The 18,366-nt window shown below is 63.8% G+C and carries 19 protein-coding genes; 9 read left to right on the top strand and 10 right to left on the bottom strand.

Annotated elements, in window-relative coordinates:
* Window positions 1-10 precede the first annotated feature (10 nt).
* The gene (rssC, locus tag OMP44_RS09210) at window positions 11-493 is read right to left on the bottom strand and encodes an anti-sigma factor antagonist RssC (protein ID WP_007158388.1); all 483 of its coding nucleotides are present in this window, start codon (window positions 491-493) and stop codon (window positions 11-13) included.
* Entirely contained in the window at window positions 490-1,674 is a 1,185-nt protein-coding gene (rssB, locus tag OMP44_RS09215; protein ID WP_133861614.1) for a two-component system response regulator RssB, read from the bottom strand. Before rssB ends, rssC begins: the two co-directional genes overlap by 4 nt.
* Before the next feature lie 204 nt (window positions 1,675-1,878).
* Between rssB and OMP44_RS09220 the strand changes: the two genes are divergently transcribed.
* Window positions 1,879-2,178 carry a PilZ domain-containing protein gene (locus tag OMP44_RS09220; protein ID WP_187979315.1) on the top strand — a complete coding sequence of 100 codons (300 nt, stop codon included), beginning with the start codon at window positions 1,879-1,881 and terminating at the stop codon, window positions 2,176-2,178.
* 59 nt (window positions 2,179-2,237) lie between these two features.
* Here OMP44_RS09220 and OMP44_RS09225 read toward each other — a convergent pair whose 3' ends face one another.
* Window positions 2,238-2,864, bottom strand: a complete 627-nt coding sequence (locus tag OMP44_RS09225) for an MlaA family lipoprotein (RefSeq protein WP_273861521.1) — start codon at window positions 2,862-2,864, stop codon at window positions 2,238-2,240.
* A gap of 219 nt (window positions 2,865-3,083) precedes the next feature.
* Between OMP44_RS09225 and OMP44_RS09230 the strand changes: the two genes are divergently transcribed.
* Window positions 3,084-3,353, top strand: a complete 270-nt coding sequence (locus tag OMP44_RS09230) for a DUF4404 family protein (protein WP_007158392.1) — start codon at window positions 3,084-3,086, stop codon at window positions 3,351-3,353.
* Here the strand turns inward: OMP44_RS09230 and queF are convergent, their stop codons facing one another.
* From queF to OMP44_RS09245, 3 genes are read right to left on the bottom strand one after another with little or no spacing between them, the layout of a single operon-like run.
* Window positions 3,354-4,181, bottom strand: coding sequence for an NADPH-dependent 7-cyano-7-deazaguanine reductase QueF (gene queF, locus OMP44_RS09235; RefSeq protein ID WP_273861520.1), 828 nt, complete (start codon window positions 4,179-4,181; stop codon window positions 3,354-3,356).
* A gap of 13 nt (window positions 4,182-4,194) precedes the next feature.
* Window positions 4,195-4,974 carry an ABC transporter permease gene (locus OMP44_RS09240; protein WP_133863077.1) on the bottom strand — a complete coding sequence of 260 codons (780 nt, stop codon included), beginning with the start codon at window positions 4,972-4,974 and terminating at the stop codon, window positions 4,195-4,197.
* On the bottom strand, window positions 4,971-5,903 hold the full coding sequence (locus OMP44_RS09245; protein WP_133863078.1) for an ABC transporter ATP-binding protein: 933 nt from the start codon (window positions 5,901-5,903) through the stop codon (window positions 4,971-4,973). The genes OMP44_RS09240 and OMP44_RS09245 overlap by 4 nt, the downstream gene beginning before the upstream one ends.
* A gap of 142 nt (window positions 5,904-6,045) precedes the next feature.
* Between OMP44_RS09245 and OMP44_RS09250 the strand changes: the two genes are divergently transcribed.
* On the top strand, window positions 6,046-6,456 hold the full coding sequence (locus tag OMP44_RS09250; protein ID WP_133863079.1) for a PA2817 family protein: 411 nt from the start codon (window positions 6,046-6,048) through the stop codon (window positions 6,454-6,456).
* A gap of 59 nt (window positions 6,457-6,515) precedes the next feature.
* Here OMP44_RS09250 and nfuA read toward each other — a convergent pair whose 3' ends face one another.
* The 3 genes from nfuA to OMP44_RS09265 all read right to left on the bottom strand — a co-directional run bounded on the left by nfuA (window position 6,516) and on the right by OMP44_RS09265 (window position 9,151).
* On the bottom strand, window positions 6,516-7,100 hold the full coding sequence (gene nfuA, locus OMP44_RS09255; RefSeq protein ID WP_133863080.1) for a Fe-S biogenesis protein NfuA: 585 nt from the start codon (window positions 7,098-7,100) through the stop codon (window positions 6,516-6,518).
* Between the two features lie 81 nt (window positions 7,101-7,181).
* Entirely contained in the window at window positions 7,182-8,147 is a 966-nt protein-coding gene (locus OMP44_RS09260; protein ID WP_017640577.1) for a sensor domain-containing diguanylate cyclase, read from the bottom strand.
* Between the two features lie 2 nt (window positions 8,148-8,149).
* Window positions 8,150-9,151: a response regulator gene (locus OMP44_RS09265; protein WP_133863081.1), complete on the bottom strand. Its 1,002-nt coding sequence runs from the start codon at window positions 9,149-9,151 to the stop codon at window positions 8,150-8,152.
* Window positions 9,152-9,384: 233 nt separating this feature from the next.
* Here OMP44_RS09265 and metH point away from each other — a divergent pair, with 233 nt between their 5' ends.
* The gene (gene metH / locus OMP44_RS09270) at window positions 9,385-13,095 is read left to right on the top strand and encodes a methionine synthase (RefSeq protein WP_280307482.1); all 3,711 of its coding nucleotides are present in this window, start codon (window positions 9,385-9,387) and stop codon (window positions 13,093-13,095) included.
* Between the two features lie 93 nt (window positions 13,096-13,188).
* Complete coding sequence (locus OMP44_RS09275; protein WP_280307484.1) at window positions 13,189-14,316, top strand: PQQ-dependent sugar dehydrogenase; 1,128 nt, start codon at window positions 13,189-13,191, stop codon at window positions 14,314-14,316.
* 35 nt (window positions 14,317-14,351) lie between these two features.
* On the opposite strand, the gene OMP44_RS09280 is transcribed toward OMP44_RS09275, so the two are convergent.
* Complete coding sequence (locus OMP44_RS09280; protein ID WP_133863084.1) at window positions 14,352-14,654, bottom strand: DUF1883 domain-containing protein; 303 nt, start codon at window positions 14,652-14,654, stop codon at window positions 14,352-14,354.
* 85 nt (window positions 14,655-14,739) lie between these two features.
* Here OMP44_RS09280 and OMP44_RS09285 point away from each other — a divergent pair, with 85 nt between their 5' ends.
* The 4 genes from OMP44_RS09285 to efeU all read left to right on the top strand — a co-directional run bounded on the left by OMP44_RS09285 (window position 14,740) and on the right by efeU (window position 18,351).
* Complete coding sequence (locus tag OMP44_RS09285) at window positions 14,740-15,768, top strand: RNA methyltransferase (protein ID WP_280307486.1); 1,029 nt, start codon at window positions 14,740-14,742, stop codon at window positions 15,766-15,768.
* 100 nt (window positions 15,769-15,868) lie between these two features.
* Window positions 15,869-16,273 carry a 3-phosphoshikimate 1-carboxyvinyltransferase gene (locus OMP44_RS09290; protein ID WP_133863086.1) on the top strand — a complete coding sequence of 135 codons (405 nt, stop codon included), beginning with the start codon at window positions 15,869-15,871 and terminating at the stop codon, window positions 16,271-16,273.
* Window positions 16,274-16,324: 51 nt separating this feature from the next.
* A complete protein-coding gene (locus OMP44_RS09295) occupies window positions 16,325-17,347 on the top strand; it encodes a twin-arginine translocation pathway signal protein (protein WP_280307487.1) in 1,023 nt (340 codons plus the stop codon).
* 149 nt (window positions 17,348-17,496) lie between these two features.
* Window positions 17,497-18,351 (top strand): iron uptake transporter permease EfeU, encoded by an 855-nt coding sequence (gene efeU, locus OMP44_RS09300; RefSeq protein ID WP_133863088.1) that lies wholly within the window; start codon window positions 17,497-17,499, stop codon window positions 18,349-18,351.
* Window positions 18,352-18,366: the final 15 nt, after the last annotated feature.

Raw genomic sequence — 18,366 nt, forward strand, 5'->3', positions numbered from 1 at the left:
GATCATTCGGTCAGTGCCTTTCGAGGGCACTGACCAGATCGCGAAAGGCATTGCGGTTGGATTCATTGAGGCCCATCAACACCCGATGGGCTTCAAGCACGCGACTGCGCACCTCGGCTTCGGACTGGTCCTGCGGTGGCAGGTCGGTCAGGCAATCCGGGCAAGGCAGTACGGTCTCGACGATGTTGAACACCTGATCGAAACCCATGGAATCCAGCAGGCGCAGGATGTCCGGGTTGTTGGTGGTCAGCATGGGCAGCAGCCCGATGCGCTGCCGCGACAGGATCGACAGCTTGGCCAGGAGGCCCAGGGTGGTGCTGTCGATACTCTGCGTCTCGGTCAGGTCGATGACGATGGACGAGAAATTCAACGACGAGAAGATGTGTTCGATGGTCGCGTCCAGCGCCGAGCACAGGGTGAGACGCACCTCGCCGGTAAACTTCAGGACGAAGGTGCCATCCTGCTCGGCAAATTGGATTTTTCCGGTGCTCATGCCAGGTTCCTGCTCAACACCAGCAAAGCGATATCGTCGGGCATCTCGGTGACGGATGCCAGATCCAGGGCTTCGCTCAGGCCTGCCAGTGTACCGCCGGCGCGGCGGACGTAGTCGGGCAAGCTGTGTTCTTTCTCTTTCAAATTGTCTCCCGGCAGCAGGTCGAAGATGCCATCCGAAAAGAGGGTCAGGCTGAAACGCTCGGGCAGATCCATCTGGTGGTCATTGTAGGTCGCCTCTTGGAACAGGCCGACCGGCAGCCCCTTGCCGACCAGGAATCGCGTTTCTTCCGGGGTATGCAGGACCGGCAGCGGCAGATGGCCACCGATGCTGTACGCCAGGGTACCCGTGGTTTCGTCGATGACGCCACCCAGCATGGTCACGTGCTTGCCCAATTTGCAATCCAGTAGACCCCTGTTGATGTGGCCGAGCACATCCGAGGGCTTGAATTCGGGCAGGGTGCCGTTGCGCTTGGACTCGTAGAGCAGGCGCGTGGTCATGAACTTGAGCAGCACGGTCACGAAGGCCGAGGACGCGCCATGGCCGGAGACGTCGGCCAGGTAGAAGGCAACACGGTGTTCGTCGATGCGAAAGTAGTCGACGAAGTCGCCGGACAGATACAGCGACGGAATGATCTCGTGGGCGAAGTTCAGCCCTTCGGTTTCCCAGGGCGTCACTGGCAGCATGTTCATCTGCACGTGGCGTCCGGCGTTCTGATCTTCCTGCAGCAGGCTCAGGCTGGCCTGCAGCTCGCGATTGGTGTTTTCCAGCTTGACCCGGTAGCGATCGTTTTCCAGACGCAGACGAGCGCGATCCAAGGCACGGTTGACCGAGTGCTCGAGCACCATCAGGTCTTCCAGCGGCTTGATCAGGTAATCGGCGGCGCCCAGGCGCAGGGCTTCCACGACGTCGCTCATGACGCCGGCGCCGGACAGCACCAGCACGGGCGTATCGATGGACAACTCGCTGATGCGGCGCAGCAGCGTCAGCCCGTCGACCTGCGGCATGCGCAGGTCGCAGATGATGAGGTCGGGCTGTTCGCGCTCGAATATTTCCAGGCCCTGCTGACCATTGCTGGCCTGCAGGACGTTGAAGCCACTGTCTTCGAGATAGTCGGCGAGACTGAGGCGAACCACCTCGTCATCGTCAATGATCAAGAGCGTGGCAGGCGAATTAGACATAGAGGATCCAGGCATGCACCCGAACGGCAAACCGGCGGACACTATCCGACACGGGCCACGGTGATTACGACACGGCGGAGACACTACTCCCATCCACCGGGGCGTTCAAGCTTGCCAACCGGATGGAATTTCTTTACAGGGTGCCGTTATGGAGTTTATACCTCCAGCAACCCGTCATCCATCCTCCCAAGCAGTAGGATTGCCATGAGTACCATCGACCGTTCTTACAGTGAAAAGCGCGACTTCATTCGCATGCATGTCGACTCCAAGGCCTTATTGAAGGTCGGCGACGCCTCCTTCGAGGCGCGTTGCGTCGATCTGTCCAGCACCGGCTTCCAGATCGAGGCCGCCACCAGCCTGCAGATCGGCGACAAGGTGACCGTGCTCATCCCCTCCAGCCATGCCGAACTCCCCGGCCTGGAAGCCGATACCGAGGTCCTGCGCGTCCAGGCGACGGACTCTGGCAAGCAGCTGCTCGGCCTGTCCGTACTGGAAATGCGCTAGAGGCTCCGATCCCCAATAAAAAAGGCAGCCCGTAGGCTGCCTTTTTTATTGGACGGCGACTAGAAGTCGTCGACCACCTGGCCATCCTTGACCTTGAATTCGCGGGTCTGCAGGTAGGCATTGCGGATGAAAACATACTTGTCGCCGGTGATCAGGCGCTCGGCCTGCAGCAGACCGGCCCGGGTGTCGACGGTGCTGAGGGCGAAGGCGCTGTTGCGCACGGCGACATCGTCGACATAGGGATAGGCGCTGGTGTAGCTGTCCGGAATGCGGCCAAGGCCGTCACGCACGCTGCTGGGACCGAAGAATGGCAACACCAGGTAGGGACCGCTGTTGGCGCCCCACTTGCCCAGGGTCTGGCCGAAATCCTCGTCGTTGCGCTGCAGACCGGCCTTGGTCGCCACGTCGACCAGGCCGAGGCCACCCAGGGTGGTGTTCATCAGCAGGCGCGCGGTATCGACCCCGGCGTGCTCGACCTTGCCCTGCAGCAGATCGTTGGCCAGGTTGCGCACGTCACCCAGGTTGTTGAAGAAGTTGCTCACGCCGGTCTGCACGAAGCCGGGCGTGAAGCGCTGATAGCCCTGGGCGACCGGCTTGAGGGCATAGGTATCCAGGGTATCGTTGAACACGAAGATCTTGCGGTTGAAGCCTTCCCAGGGATCGGGATTCTCGGCTTCGGCCGCCATCGCCTGACCGGCAAACGTCAGGGCCGTTGCAAGGAGCGCTCCCCAAACCCTGGAACCACGTCGCTCGACCGTCATCGCTTCTCTCCTCGTTGCACTCAGACGCCTGAAAGGCGCCGATTATAGTCATAGCTTTGCCAGTTTGGCTTAGGGCCCGGCGCTGTGACTCGATCTTTGACCCAAGGTTGCGGTCAAAGAATCCGAACACAGGAGAAACGCCTTATGACCACCTCTCATCTGCAGGAACAACTCGACCACCTCCGCCACCAGTTGGACCAGGATCCGCCCGCCTCGCCCGAGGACCGGGAAGAACTGGAACTGCTGATCCGGGATATCGAATTCCAGCTGGCCAACGAAGATGCCACCCATACCCGGGATGGCAGCCTGGTGGAAGGCGTCAATCTGGCGGTGGAGCGCTTCGAGGTCAGTCACCCGACCATGGCCGGCACGCTCCGCTCGATCATGAACAGCCTGAGCAGCATGGGCATCTGATCACTGCCGGACGTAACGTTCCGCGGCGGGCTGGATGGCGTCACTGCTCCGGTAGGGATTGATGTCCAGTCCGCCACGCCGCACATAGCGGGCGAACACGGTTAGCTTCGCCGGCTTGAGCAGCCGCCACAGATCCAGATAGATGCGCTCGACGCACTGCTCGTGGAAATCCGCATGCTGGCGGAAGGCGACCAGGTAGCGCAGCAGACTGGCCGCGTCCAGCGCCAACCCCTCTTCATAGTCGATCACCACCGTGCCCCAGTCCGGCTGGCCGGTGACCGGGCAGTTCGACTTGAGCAGGTGGCTGTAAAACCTCTGACTATCCCGCGCCTCACTCACGCTCAACAGTTCAACCTGCGGGTGGGCGTAGCGATCCAGGCTGATATCCAGATCGTCGACGCACTGGCCAGCGGGGCGTCGCACACCCCGTGCCGTCCAGTCATCCAGGGATACCAGGCTGACACCGACGGTACCGCCGGCTGCGGCGCTCAGATCTTTGACCAGTACGGCTTCGAGTTCGGCCGGGCTGGCGAACATCGACTGGTTCAGGGAGTTGAGGTACAGCTTGAAGGACTTGGACTCGATGATGTTCGGCGAATCGGCCGGGATGGCGAATTCGCCAATGGCCACCACCGGCTTGCCGGACGGCAGCAGCCAGGACAGCTCGTAACAGGTCCAGACGTCCACCCCGTGAAACGGCAGGTCCTGCCCGTCCAGGCCCAGCTCCGCCCACTTGGGCGCGCGCGGGATCGGATACAGCAGCGTCGGCGCGTACTGGCTGACGTACTCGGTGCTTTTGCCCAAGGGCGATTGTTCTACGCTATGCATGAAGCTCTGACACTCAATGACGCATGCCGCGCCCGCTCACGAGCAGGCGGATGCTGACCAGATAAAGCACGACCACGGCGAACAGCATGAAGGCGATCGCCACCCCGATGCGGATGTCGGACACCCCGAGGATGCCATAGCGGAAGGCGTTGACCATGTGCAGGATCGGATTGATCAAAGACACCTTCTGCCAGAAGGCCGGCAGCAGGTCGATGGAGTAGAAGACCCCGCCCAGGTAGGTCAGCGGCGTCAGCACGAAGGTCGGCACGATGGAGATGTCGTCGAAGTTGCGCGCGTAGACGGCGTTGATGAAGCCGCCCAGGGCGAAGATCGCTGCAGTGAGGATGATCACCAGCAGCATGATGCCCAGGTGGTGCACCTGCATGTGGGTGAAGAACAGCGACAGCACGCTGACGATGGCGGCCACGGCCAGGCCGCGCAGGATGCCGCCCATGGCATAGCCGATGAGGATGACGTGCGGCGACACAGGCGAGACCAGCAGTTCTTCCACCGAGCGCTGGAACTTGCTGCTGAAGAAGCTGGAGACCACGTTGCTGTAGGCGTTGGTGATCACCGACATCATGATCAGGCCCGGCACAATGTACTGCATGTAGGTGAAGCCACCCATGCCACCGATGCGATTGCCGATCAGATTACCGAAGATCACGAAGTACAGGACCATGGTGATCGCCGGGGGCAGCAGCGTCTGCGCCCAGATGCGGGTGAAGCGGCGCACTTCGCGATGGACGATGGTCCGCAGCGCCACCATGTTGGCTTGGAATTCGGTACTCATCGGGCGACCTTGGCTAGATTCTTTTCCACCAGGGAGACGAACAGCTCCTCCAGGCGATTGGCTTTGTTTCTCAGGCTCTGCACCTGGATGCCGGCGGCGTCCAGCTGGCGGAACAGGGCGTTGACCCCACTGGCCTTGTCGATCTGCACCTCGAAGGAGTGATCGCCCAACAGCTTGGCCGGATAGCCGTCCAGCTGCGGCGCTGCCGTCAACGGCTGGACCACGTCGACGATGAAGGTCTCGACGTTGAGCTTCTGCAGCAGCTTGCGCATGCTGGTGTGCTCGACCAGCTCGCCATGGTCGATGATGGCGATGTTGCGGCAGAGGTGCTCGGCCTCTTCCAGGTAGTGGGTGGTGAGGATGATGCTGGTCCCCTGCTTGTTCAGCTCGGTGAGGAAGCTCCACATGGAGCGGCGCAGCTCGATATCGACCCCGGCGGTGGGTTCGTCGAGGATCAGCAGGCGCGGCTTGTGGATCAGGGCGCGGGCGATCATCAGACGGCGCTTCATGCCACCGGAGAGCATGCGCGACGGCGTATCGCGCTTGTCCCACAGCCCGAGCTGGGTCAGGTATTCCTCGGCGCGTTCACCGGCGATGCGCGCCGGGATGCCGTAGTAGCCCGCCTGGGTCACCACGATGTCGAAGGCTTTCTCGAACTGGTTGAAATTGAATTCCTGGGGCACCACGCCGAGGCAGCGCTTGAGGCCCGCCGGATCCTTGTCCAGGTCGTTGCCGAACACCGACACCTCACCGCCCGACTTGTTGACCAGGGTCGAGAGGATGCCGATGGTGGTCGACTTGCCCGCTCCGTTCGGACCGAGCAGCGCGAAGAAATCACCTTCGACCACATCGAGGTCGATGCCCTTGAGGGCGGTGAAGCCGTTGTTGTAGGTCTTGGTCAGACCGCGAATGGAGAGAGCTAGACTCATGTGCCTCCCGGCAAGAACTGATTCGCAAAGAAAAGTGCTACTTCCTATAACCCCGGCAGAGGGCAAAGGTTCGATCCTAGTCGAACCAGACAACGTCGGACAGTGCCCCTATACTGCGCAGCCGCTTTTTCAGGAGACACCCATGGCCACTTCCTATCTCGACCACCACGTTGCCCTCCTCGCCCAGTTGCGTGCGCTCCTGGCCGACGTCGGCACGGCCGAGCAGGTGCCGTCGGAAAATCACGCGCTGTTCCTCGACCGCTTCGACGAGCTGGTCGCCGGCCTGCCGCAGGCGCCCGAAGAATACGCCTATCTCGGCCAGGACCTGCTCAGCCAGATCTTCAGCCGCTATCCGCAGATCGCCCACCGGGTACCACGCGACCTGCTGTGGTTCTTTGGCGGCGATTGCCTGCACTTCATGCCGGACGAAGAGCTGGCGCTCTATCAGCGACTGGACGAGCGTCGTCACGAGGCGGAATCCCGCGGCGAGGTCTTCGACTGGGCGCAGGAACAGCGCCTGATGGCCCTGCCGGCTGACGCCGCGCGCCACTGAAACGCCGAAGGGCTATCGAACCGGTCGATAGCCCTTCGTACCCGCAAAACGCGCTATCTCTAGTAGTAGGCGTTTTCGCGGTTGGTATGGTCGGTCACGTCGCGCACGGCGGTGAGCTCGGGGATCCGTTCCAGCAGGGTGCGCTCGACGCCATCCTTGAGGGTCAGATCGACCTGGCCACAGCCCTGGCAGCCGCCGCCGAAACGCAGCACGGCCACGTTGTCGTCGACGATGTCCACCAGGCTGACCATGCCACCGTGGCTGGCGAGCCCCGGATTGATCTCGGTCTGCAGGTAGTAGTCGACGCGCTCGTTGAGCGGGCTGTCCTCGTTGACCATGGGCACCTTGGCATTGGGCGCCTTGATGGTCAGCTGGCCACCCATACGGTCGGTGGCGTAGTCCACCAGGGCGTCTTCGAGGAAGGGCTGGCTGATGGCATCGAGGTAGGCGGTAAAGCTCTTCAACCCTACGGGCTGATCATCGGGCTTCTCTTCGCCAGGCTTGCAATAGGCGATGCAGGTCTCGGCGTACTGGGTGCCGGGCTGGGTAATGAAGATGCGGATACCGATCCCGGGGGTGTTCTGCTTTTCCAACAGGTCGGCCAGGTAATCCTGAGCCGCGTCGGTAATCGTGATGGCGCTCATGGTCACTCCTCAACAGGTGTCCCAAGTTTACGCCACCCCACCCCGCGACGAAAGCCCTAGTGAAACAGTCGGATAATCGACTCAATCGAGCCGCTGCACGAAACTGGTCACCCGGTTGCGCCCGGCGTGCTTGGACTCGTAGAGCGCCTTGTCCGCCTGCTGGATCATCTGCTCGTGATTGCCCAGGGGCACCGACAGATCGGTGAGGCCGATACTGATGGTGAAGGCGATGGGTGTTCCCAGCACATCGAGACGCATGGCCTCCACTGCCTCGCGCAGGCGCTCGGCGAGCAGCCGCGCGCCTTCCACGCCGGTGTCGAGCAGCACCACGCCGAATTCCTCGCCACCGTAGCGCCCGGCGATGTCGGCATTGCGCACATGGGTCTTGATCACCCCGGCCAGCGCCTTGATCGCCTGATCGCCGACGGCGTGGCCGTGGGTATCGTTGATGCGCTTGAAGTGGTCGATGTCGAGCATCATCAGCGCCAGGCGGCCGCCATAGCGCTGGTGGCGGGCGAATTCCTCGGTGAGCCGCTCTTCCCAGTAACCGCGATTGGCCAGCCCGGTGAGGCGATCGGTGCGCGACAGCTCCTGCAGCTTGTCGTTGGAAAGCTCCAGTTGCCGCTTGTTGATGGCGACATCGGTGACGTCGTAGATCACCACGCAGATGTGGGCGATGGCCCCGGTGGAATCCCGTAGCGGCAGCAGGGTCACGTTCTGGTACATGAAGGCTTCCACGCCGGTGATCGGCTGGTAGCTCTTGAAGTGGACCAGGTAGGGTCGCTGTTCCCAGATGGAAAAGGCCCGGGTGCCCAGCAGCACCACGCTCTCGGCCTTGGCGCGAAACCAGGCTTCGTCGATCTCGGCGAAGACGGCGAACAGCGACTGCTGGCTGACCTCGCTGAGGATCCGCCCGGAATGGTTTTCCATGAAGCTGTTCCAGACCTCGATACGGTAGTCGAGATCCAGCACCACCACGCCGACATCGATGTTCTGCACGATGTCCAGCAACCAGTGGAGTTCGTTGATATCGATCTGTGCGGCCATGCTCAACTCATCAGGTAGCCGATCTTGCGGGTGATGCGCTTCACCGAATCCTCGGTGAACAGCAGCAGCAGATCGAAGTGGACGTTATGGCCTTCCAGGCTGTAGCTGAGTTCGACCGCCAAGGTCTTCTTCCAGCGAGTCTTGTTGACGACGATGAGTTCGTCGATGGACGCATGGTGACCGAGGATGGTCGGGTGGCCCTGGGAAAAGCGGATGTCGAACTGTTCGGCGATGCCGGCCAGGCAGGCGCCGATGATGATGCTCGACAGGTCCAGCAGCATCTCGATGTCGCCGGACTCCCCCGCCTCGCGCCAGCGCACCAGCTGGGCCATGTCGTCGAGTTCGGAATCATGGAAGATCAGCAGCGCCTCGCCGGCGATGCCCTCGCCGATGTAGCCCTGGCAGACCGCACTGAGGCGATCCTCACGCTGGGCGTCCACCAGCGTCATGTGCAGCTCGCTGACTTCCAGGATATTGACGTTGGGAATCGGCAGCTGGACGAAGACGTTCAGCGCCTTGGCCAGCAGCGCCCCCGCACGGCCCATGGAAACGTTGACCACCTCGCGGAAGGCATCGCGGAAACTGACCTCCAGCTCGGGGCGCGGGACGGGCTCCGCCGGCACCGCCGGATTGGGGCTGTAGAGGCCGTGGCGTGCGAGCACCGCGGCCAGTTCGGCGGGATCGGCGGGCTTGCGCAGGAAGTCCAGGGCGCCCAGTTCACGTACCCGGGCCACCGCCTGCTCCTGGACGTCGCCGGAGACGACGATCACCTTGACCGCCAGGCCTTCGTTGCGGATGGCCGCCAGGGTGCCATAGCCATCCAGGATCGGCATGGTCAGGTCCAGCAGCATCACCTGGCCCAGACCCTGGCGCAGCGCCGTGAGGGCTTCCTCGCCATGGGTGGCCTGGGTGATGGATACCGCCCAGCCTTCGGGCAGGGAGCGAACCAGCTGCTTGCGCGCCATGTTCGAGTCGTCGCATATCACCAGAGGAATCACGGCCACCTTCCATGACGCAGTTTTGACGCACAGTAAACGTCGGTCATCTGTCAGTAAAGCAGCACTTCGAGGGCTTGCCCACCGGCCGCTCTAGATCGCCAAATATCCCTGGCATGAAAGACTCGCCGACCCTTCATGAGCGCTGCTCATCATGGACCACTGCCGATACCGAGGCGGGCGCCAGCTTTTGCTATGCTGCCACCCTTTGTCCAGCGTCTCTTCATCTCTGTGGAATGCCCATGACCGATCGCAGCTCTCGCCTCGCCGCCCTCCGCCACGCCCTTGCGCAGCGCATCCTCATCCTCGACGGCGGCATGGGCACCATGATCCAGAGCTATCGGCTGGAAGAAGCGGACTACCGCGGCGAGCGCTTTGCCGACTGGCCAAGTGACGTCAAGGGCAACAACGACCTCTTGCTGCTGACCCAGCCGCGGATCATCGCCGAGATCGAAAAGGCCTATTTGGACGCCGGCGCCGATATCCTCGAGACCAACACCTTCAACGCCACCCGCGTCTCCCAGGCCGACTACGGCATGGAGGAGATCACCTACGAACTGAACCTGGCCGGCGCCCGGGTCGCCCGCGAGGTGGCCGATGCCAAGACCCTGGAGACCCCGAATCGGCCACGCTTCGTCGCCGGGGTCCTCGGCCCGACCAGTCGGACCTGCTCCATCTCCCCGGACGTCAATAACCCCGGCTACCGCAACGTCACCTTCGATGTGCTGGTGGAGAACTACACCGAGGCCACCCGTGGCCTGATCGAAGGCGGCGCCGACCTCATCCTGATCGAGACCATCTTCGACACCCTCAACGCCAAGGCCGCGATCTTCGCCGTCCAGGGCGTGTTCGAGGAGGTCGGCATTGAGCTGCCGATCATGATCTCCGGCACCATCACCGACGCCTCCGGCCGCACCCTCTCCGGCCAGACCACCGAAGCCTTCTGGAACTCGGTGCGGCATGCCCAGCCGATTTCCGTGGGCCTCAACTGCGCGCTGGGGGCAAAGGAACTGCGGCCCTACGTCGAGGAGCTGGCAACCAAGGCCGACACCTTCGTCTCCGCCCACCCCAATGCCGGCCTGCCCAATGCCTTCGGCGAATACGACGAAAGCCCCGAGCAGATGGCGGCGGTGGTCGAGGAATTCGCCGCCAGCGGCCTGCTCAACATCGTCGGTGGCTGCTGCGGCACGACGCCGGCGCATATCCAGGCCATCGCCGAAGCCGTCGCCCGCCATGCGCCGCGGCGGCTGCCGAATATCCCCAAGGCCTGCCGCCTCTCCGGCCTGGAGCCCTTCACCATCAGCCGCGAGTCGCTGTTCGTCAACGTCGGCGAGCGCACCAACATCACCGGCTCGGCCAAGTTCGCCCGCCTGATCCGCGAAGAGAACTACGCCGAGGCCCTGGAAGTGGCGCAGCAGCAGGTGGAAGCCGGCGCCCAGGTCATCGACATCAACATGGACGAGGGCATGCTGGATTCGAAGGCGGCCATGGTCACCTTCCTCAATCTGATCGCCTCCGAGCCGGACATCTCCCGGGTGCCGATCATGATCGACTCCTCCAAGTGGGAGGTGATCGAGGCCGGTCTCAAGTGCATCCAGGGCAAGGGCATCGTCAATTCCATCTCCATGAAGGAAGGCGTCGAGTCCTTCATCCATCACGCCCGGCTGTGCAAGAGATACGGCGCGGCGGTGGTGGTCATGGCCTTCGACGAAGACGGCCAGGCCGACACTGAGGCGCGCAAGAACGAGATCTGCGCGCGCTCCTACGACATCCTGGTCAACCAGGTCGGCTTCCCGCCGGAAGACATCATCTTCGACCCCAACATCTTCGCCGTGGCGACCGGGATCGAGGAGCACAACAACTATGCGGTCGACTTCATCAACGCCTGTGCCTATATCCGCGACAACCTGCCCTACGCCCTGACCTCGGGCGGCGTGTCCAACGTCTCCTTTTCCTTCCGCGGCAACAACCCGGTGCGCGAGGCCATCCACTCGGTCTTCCTCTACCACGCCATCCAGAACGGCCTGACCATGGGCATCGTCAACGCTGGCCAGCTGGAGATCTATGACGAGATCCCGGCCGCCCTGCGCGAGCGGGTCGAGGACGTGGTGCTCAACCGCACCCCGGCCGGCACTGATGCCCTGCTGGCCATCGCCGACGACTACAGGGGCGGCGGCGCGGTCAAGGAAGCCGAGACCGAGGAATGGCGCGGCCTGCCGGTGGGCAAGCGACTGGAGCATGCGCTGGTCAAGGGCATCACCACCTATATCGTCGAGGACACCGAGGAGTGCCGCCAGCAATGCGCGCGCCCGATCGAGGTCATCGAAGGTCCGCTGATGAGTGGCATGAACGTGGTCGGCGACCTGTTCGGCTCGGGCAAGATGTTCCTGCCCCAGGTGGTCAAGTCCGCCCGGGTGATGAAGCAGGCGGTGGCGCACCTGATCCCCTTCATCGAGGCGGAGAAAGGCGACAAGCCCGAGGCCAAGGGCAAGATCCTCATGGCCACGGTCAAGGGCGACGTCCACGACATCGGCAAGAACATTGTCGGCGTGGTGTTGGGTTGCAACGGCTACGACATCGTCGATCTAGGTGTCATGGTCCCGGCGGAAAGGATCCTGCAGACCGCCATCGCCGAGAAGTGCGACATCATCGGCCTGTCCGGCCTGATCACCCCCTCGCTGGACGAGATGGTCCACGTCGCCAAGGAAATGCAGCGCCAGGGCTTCAGCCTGCCGCTGATGATCGGCGGTGCCACCACCTCCAAGGCCCATACCGCGGTCAAGATCGAGCCGCAGTACAAGAACGATGCCGTGGTCTATGTCACCGACGCCTCCCGTGCGGTGGGCGTGGCTACCCAGCTGCTGTCGAAGGAACTCAAGGCCGGCTTCGTCGAGCGCACTCGCGCCGACTACGTCGAGGTCCGTGAGCGCACCGCCAACCGCAGCGCCCGCACCGAACGCCTTTCCTACGAAAAGGCCGTGGCCAACAAGCCGGCCTTCAACTGGCTCGGCTACAAGGCACCCAAACCGACCTTTACGGGTGCCCGGGTGCTGGAAGACATCGACCTGGCGGTGCTGGCCGAGTACATCGACTGGACCCCCTTCTTCATCTCCTGGGACCTGGCCGGCAAGTACCCGCGCATCCTCAGCGACGAGGTGGTGGGTGAAGCCGCCACCGCGCTGTTCGACGATGCCCAGGCCATGCTCCGCAAGCTGATCGACGAGAAGCTGATCAAGGCCCGCGCCGTGTTCGGCTTCTGGCCGGCCAATCAGGTCCGTGACGACGACCTGGAAGTCTACGGCGAGGACGGCCAGCCCCTGGCCACCCTGCACCACCTGCGCCAGCAGACCATCAAGCCCGAGGGCAAGCCCAACCTGTCCCTGGCCGACTTCGTCGCGCCAAAGGAGACGGGCGTGACCGACTACATGGGTGGCTTCATCGTCACCGCCGGCATCGGCGCCGAGGAACTGGCCAAGAACTACGAGCGCAAGGGCGACGACTACAACTCGATCATGGTCAAGGCCCTCGCCGACCGCCTCGCCGAGGCCTGCGCCGAATGGTTGCACGAGCAGGTGCGCAAGGAGCACTGGGGCTATGCCGCGGACGAGACCCTGGACAACGAGGCGCTGATCCGCGAGCAGTACAAGGGCATCCGCCCTGCCCCCGGCTATCCGGCCTGCCCCGATCACACCGAGAAGGCCACCCTGTTCAAGCTGCTGGACCCCGAGGCCAGCTTCAACGAGGCCGGTCGCAGTGGCGTCTTCCTCACCGAGCACTACGCCATGTTCCCGGCCGCCGCCGTCAGCGGCTGGTACTTCGCCCATCCCGAAGCCCAGTACTTCGCCGTGGGCAAGATCGACCGGGATCAGGTAGGCAGCTACACCGAGCGCAAGGGCCAGGAGCTGGCGGTGACGGAGCGGTGGCTGGCGCCGAATCTGGGGTATGACAACTAGCCCGGCAGACGCCTCAGGTAACAAAAACGCAGCCCTTTTCGCGGGCGTCCCTACTAGGGTGTAGGGACTTCCATCGACGAGGACCGCGTGCCCATGAAAGGCCTTACCTTAGCCGCCGGCAGTCTCCTGCTCGGTCTCGCCACCCTGAACGCCAATGCCGCGCCCCAGGCGCTGAGTGAAGCTCAGTGGCCCTTCACCGCGACGTCACGAGCCACCCTGGATGCGCCCTGGGCCATCGCCTTCCTGCCGGACGGCACGGCGCTGCTCACCGAGAAAGGCGGCGTCCTCAAGCACCTGAACGTGCAGACTGGCAAGGCGCAGGACATCGGCGGTGTGCCCAAGGTGGTCGCCGCCGGCCAGGGCGGGCTGGGCGATGTCATCCTGCATCCGCAATATGCCAGTAATCAGCTGATCTACCTGAGCTACGCCGAAGCCGGCGAAGACGGTACCCAGGGTGCCGCCGTGGCCCGTGCCAAGCTGACCTTGAAAGAAGATGGCAGCGGGTCGCTCAGTGACCTCAAGGTGATCTGGCGGCAGACCCCCAAGGTCAGTGGCAACGGTCACTATGGCCATCGTATGAGATTCGGCCCGGACGGCAAGCTGTGGATCACCTCGGGTGAGCGGCAGAAATTCACCCCGGCCCAGGACATGACCGGCAACCTGGGCAAGCTCATCCGCCTCAACGATGACGGTAGTACGCCTGCGGACAACCCCTTCGCCCAGCAGGGCGGCGTAGCGGCGCAGGTCTGGTCGCTGGGTCACCGCAACCCGCTGGGCATCGCCTTCGATGCCCAAGGCCGCTTGTGGGAACAAGAGATGGGTCCCCAGGGCGGTGACGAGCTGAACCTGATCCAGCGCGGCGGCAATTACGGCTATCCCGAGGTCTCCAACGGCGATCACTATGGCGGCAAGCCGATCCCGGATCACGCGACCCGCCCGGAATTCATCCCGCCGAAGATCACCTGGACGCCGGTGATTTCCCCGGCCGGATTGATGATCTACGAGGGCAGCCGCTTCCCGGCCTGGAAAGGCAATGCCTTCATCGGCGGCCTGTCTTCCAAGGCGCTGGTGCGGATCGAACTCAAGGGCGAAGAGGCACGCGAAGTCGAGCGCTATGCCATGGGCACGCGCATCCGCGACGTCGAGGAAGGTCCCAACGGCAGCCTCTGGGTACTGGAAGACGGCGCCAACGCACGGCTGCTGGAGTTGCAGCCGAAATAGCCAGCAGGATCACCCAGGGACGGGTGACCGCTGTCTCAACGCAACTCGGAAGGCGAGCGACGGACGATCTTGATCGAGTGCTTGATCTCGGGCTTGCGGGTAACGCTGATCGGCCGCTTGGTGACGGTGTCCAGGGTGATGTTCCAGAAGCCGGTGCTCGGGACGGTGATGCGCGCCGGAAAGGTGTCGAAGGCGCCGCCGTGATAGGAGTGGCGGCCGCCGTTCTTGAAGCTGCGGAAATTGGCATCGTTCATCAGGCGGATGTTGCACACCCCCGAACTCTGGATGACGACCAGATCGCCCTCGTTGAGATGCTCGCGCTGGTGGATGAACTTCATGACGGGTCCTCGTCTTGCAAAGGACTAGGATAGCATCCCTGCCCTGTCCTATTATCGCCGCCCGCCCTCGACCTGCCCTTTTCCCATGCGTATTTCCGATGTCGTCCAGTTGCTCGCCGATGCTGGCGCCAAGCCCAAGCACAGTGCCCGTATCCTGCGCGCCTGGTGCCAGGGACTGGCCCTGGATACCGGCACCCGGCGCCAGCAGGCGGAAAACTTCCTGCCGCTGGAGGTACGCCAGGCCATCCCGGCACTGACCGCGCGGCTGGAAGGCCTGGCCCGGGTGACCTCGGAGCATCCGGGAGCCGACGGTTCGGCGCGGATGCTGGTGACCCTGGGCGATGGCCAGGCGGTGGAAAGCGTGCTGCTGCCGCGCGACGGGCTCTGCGTGTCGTCCCAGGTCGGCTGCGCGGTGGGCTGCGTCTTCTGCATGACTGGCAAGAGCGGCCTGCTGCGCCAGGTGGGCAGCGCCGAGATCGTCGCCCAGGTCGCCCTGGCGCGACGCCTCAGGGCGGTCAAGAAGGTGGTCTTCATGGGCATGGGCGAGCCGGCGCACAACCTGGACAACGTGCTGGAGGCCATCGACCTGCTGGGCACCGCCGGCGGTATCGGCCATCGCAACCTGGTGTTTTCCACCGTCGGCGATCCGCGGGTGTTCGAGCGACTGCCCCAGCAGACGGTCAGGCCGGCATTGGCGCTGTCGTTGCACAGCACCAATGCCGAGCGTCGGGCCCGCCTGCTGCCCAAGGCGCCCCGCTACGAACCCGGCGAGCTGATCGAACAGGGTGAAGCCTATGCCCGACTGATCGGCTATCCCATCCAGTACCAGTGGACGCTGCTCGCCGGCATCAACGACGGCCAGGACGAGATGGACGAATTGCTGCGGCTGATGAAGGGCAAGTACGGCGTACTCAACCTGATTCCCTACAACAGCCTGGAAGTGGACGACTACCAGCGCCCCGACGGCGAGCGCATCGTGCAGATCGTGCGCTACCTGCACAGCCGCGGCCTGCTGACCAAGGTGCGCAATTCCGCGGGCCAGGATGTCGACGGCGGTTGCGGCCAGTTGCGCGCCCGGGCCGAGGTGCTGCGCCCCGTACGGGTCAGCGCCTGACCGATCGTCATGCGCGGGGCCCCGCCCATCAGGTGCGGCGGAACGCCCGGTCGGGCGCCCCCTCAGAGTGCATTCGCACCATTCAGAGGGAAGCTTTTCCATGCAGGATCGCATCAAACGCCACGACCCCTTCATCGCCGGTCTGAAGGAACGCCTGCCCGAAGCGCTGCGTGAATCCTTTACCGAGGAGCAGCTGGAAGCCCTCAAGCTGGCTTTCGGCACCCGCAGCTGGGGTAAGCACAGCGTCGATCTGCGCGGCACCGTCAAGTTCTGGCACCGCCGCTACTACTTCGTCTTCCTCGCCGGTCGCAACTACCGTCAACTCTCGCGCCTGGAGCAGGAATTGTCCCTGCTCGGCAAGGCCACGGTGCTGGCGGTGATCCTGCTGGCCTGCGGCCTGGTGGGCCTCTTGCTGCTCTATCTGCTCAAGTCCGCGCTGGGCATCGACATCTTTCCCGACTACTCCTTCGGAGTTTGGACCTGGTTCAAGGGTCTATTCGAGTAGCACGGATTCGCTTGACCCTGGCAGGGAGGCTTGCCCCTTGGGAGACCTCCTATGCCCCACCTGAATCGCCGTCAGACCCTCGGCCTGCTGGCTGCCAGTGCCGCCCTGCCCCTGCTGGGCGGCTATCCGCTCCGCGCCTTCGCAGCGGGCGATGAATACCTCGCCCTGGTCGAGAAGGAAGCCCCAGGCATCGGCTTCTATCGCCTGGCCGATGGCAAGCGCGTCGGCAGTCTGGAATTGCCGGAGCAACCCCATGAGATCGTCGCCGACCGCCAGGGTCGCTATGCCTATGTCGGCCAGTATGGCGTCAAGAGCTGGCAGGCGCCTGGCGAGGGCGGCCACCAGGTCAGTGTGATAGATCTCGCCGAGCGCCGCCTGGTGAGATCCATCGACCTGTCGCCCTATCACCGCCTGCACGGCATGCGCCTGGACGACCAGGGTCGCCTCTATGTGCTCAGCGAAACCGACTCGCTGCTCATCCGCTTCGATCGCCCCGCCACCGCCGAATCGCCCAGCCAGATCGTCCCGGTCGGCGGGACCCGCAGCCACTACTTCGTACTGACCCGTGACGGACGCCGTGCCTACGTCGCGGATACCCTGAGCGGCCTGGTGATCCTGGTGGACGCGCACAATCCCGCCGTGCTGCCGGTCAAGAAATATCTCGGCCAGGCGCCGGAGGGCTGCTGCCTGAGTCCGGACGAGCGTACCTTCTATGTACTCGACCGTTTCGCCGGCATCCTCCATGCGCTGGATGCCCGCGACCTGGCGCCGATCCGCCAGATCAAGCTGCGGGGCGAAGCGGTACGGGTAGCCGCCCTGCCCGATGGCCGCCTGCTGGTGTCCAATCTGGCGGACAAGAGTCTTTCGCTGCTGCGGCCCGATACCCTCGCCGAAGTGGCCTATCTGCCCATGGGCAGCGCGGTGCCCGGCCTCAACCTCGATCCCCGCGGCGAGCGGCTGTTCGCGGCGCTGGAAGATAATCAGCTGGCAGTGGTCGACCTGCGCAACTGGCGGGAGATCCGTCGCTTCGCCACCGGCAAGGCTCCGGATACCGCCGTGGTCTTCCAGGCCTGACGCGCGCCTGCACGCTGACCCGCTGCCAACCAGTCGGCGGATCCGCAAGGCACGAGAATCATCCGCATTTAACAATCCGAATCATTGTGATACAAATCACCGACCTCCGAGCGCCTCTGCGCCCTTAGCTTCCGTCGGTGATAGCTTTCATGCTCGTTCCCTTTCTGATCATGCTCCGCGAAGGTATCGAAGCGGCGCTCATCGTTGGCATCATCGCCAGCTATCTGCAACGCACCGGTCGTGGCCACTGGATGCCCGCGGTCTGGATCGGGGTGATGCTGGCCGCCGCCCTGTCCCTGTTCGTGGGCGCCGGACTGCAGTTGGCCAGCGCCGAATTCCCGCAGCGTCAGCAGGAACTGTTCGAAGCGGTAGTCGGCCTGGCCGCCACCGCCATCCTCACCTCCATGGTGTTCTGGATGCGCAAGGCGGCGCGCTCGATCAAGACCGAACTGCACGACTCCCTGGAAAACGCCCTGTCCGCCTCGCGCAACCAGGTCTATGCCCTGATCGGCATGGTCTTTCTGGCGGTGGCCCGCGAGGGCCTGGAAACCGTGTTCTTCCTGCTCGCCATCTTCCAGCAGAGCGCCGGCCCCGGTGCGCCCCTGGGTGCCCTGCTGGGCCTGATCATCGCCATCGCGGTGGGCTACGGCCTCTATACCGGCGGCGTGCGACTGAACCTGGGCAAGTTCTTTCGCTTCACCGGCCTGTTCATCCTCTTCGTCGCGGCCGGCCTGTTCACCAACTCGGTCAAGGCCCTGCATGAAGCCGGCCTGTGGAATTCGCTGCAGCAGGTGCTGTTCGACTGGAGCCACGTGCTGCCCGCCGACGGCCCGGTGGGTACGGTGCTGGCCGGCATGTTCGGCTACCAGGACACCCCGACCGTGAGCACCCTCGGCGCCTATCTGCTGTTCCTGGCGGTCACCCTGCCGCTGTTCTTCCGCACCCCGGCGCCGCCCCAGCGTCCTGTGGTAACCACCCCCGCCTCGCTGGAGCGCCCGTCTTGAACAACGCCAACCCCC

Origin of the sequence: Pseudomonas flavocrustae (assembly GCF_029872515.1) — a bacterium.
In the GTDB taxonomy this organism is placed as follows: domain Bacteria; phylum Pseudomonadota; class Gammaproteobacteria; order Pseudomonadales; family Pseudomonadaceae; genus Chryseomonas; species Chryseomonas aestiva.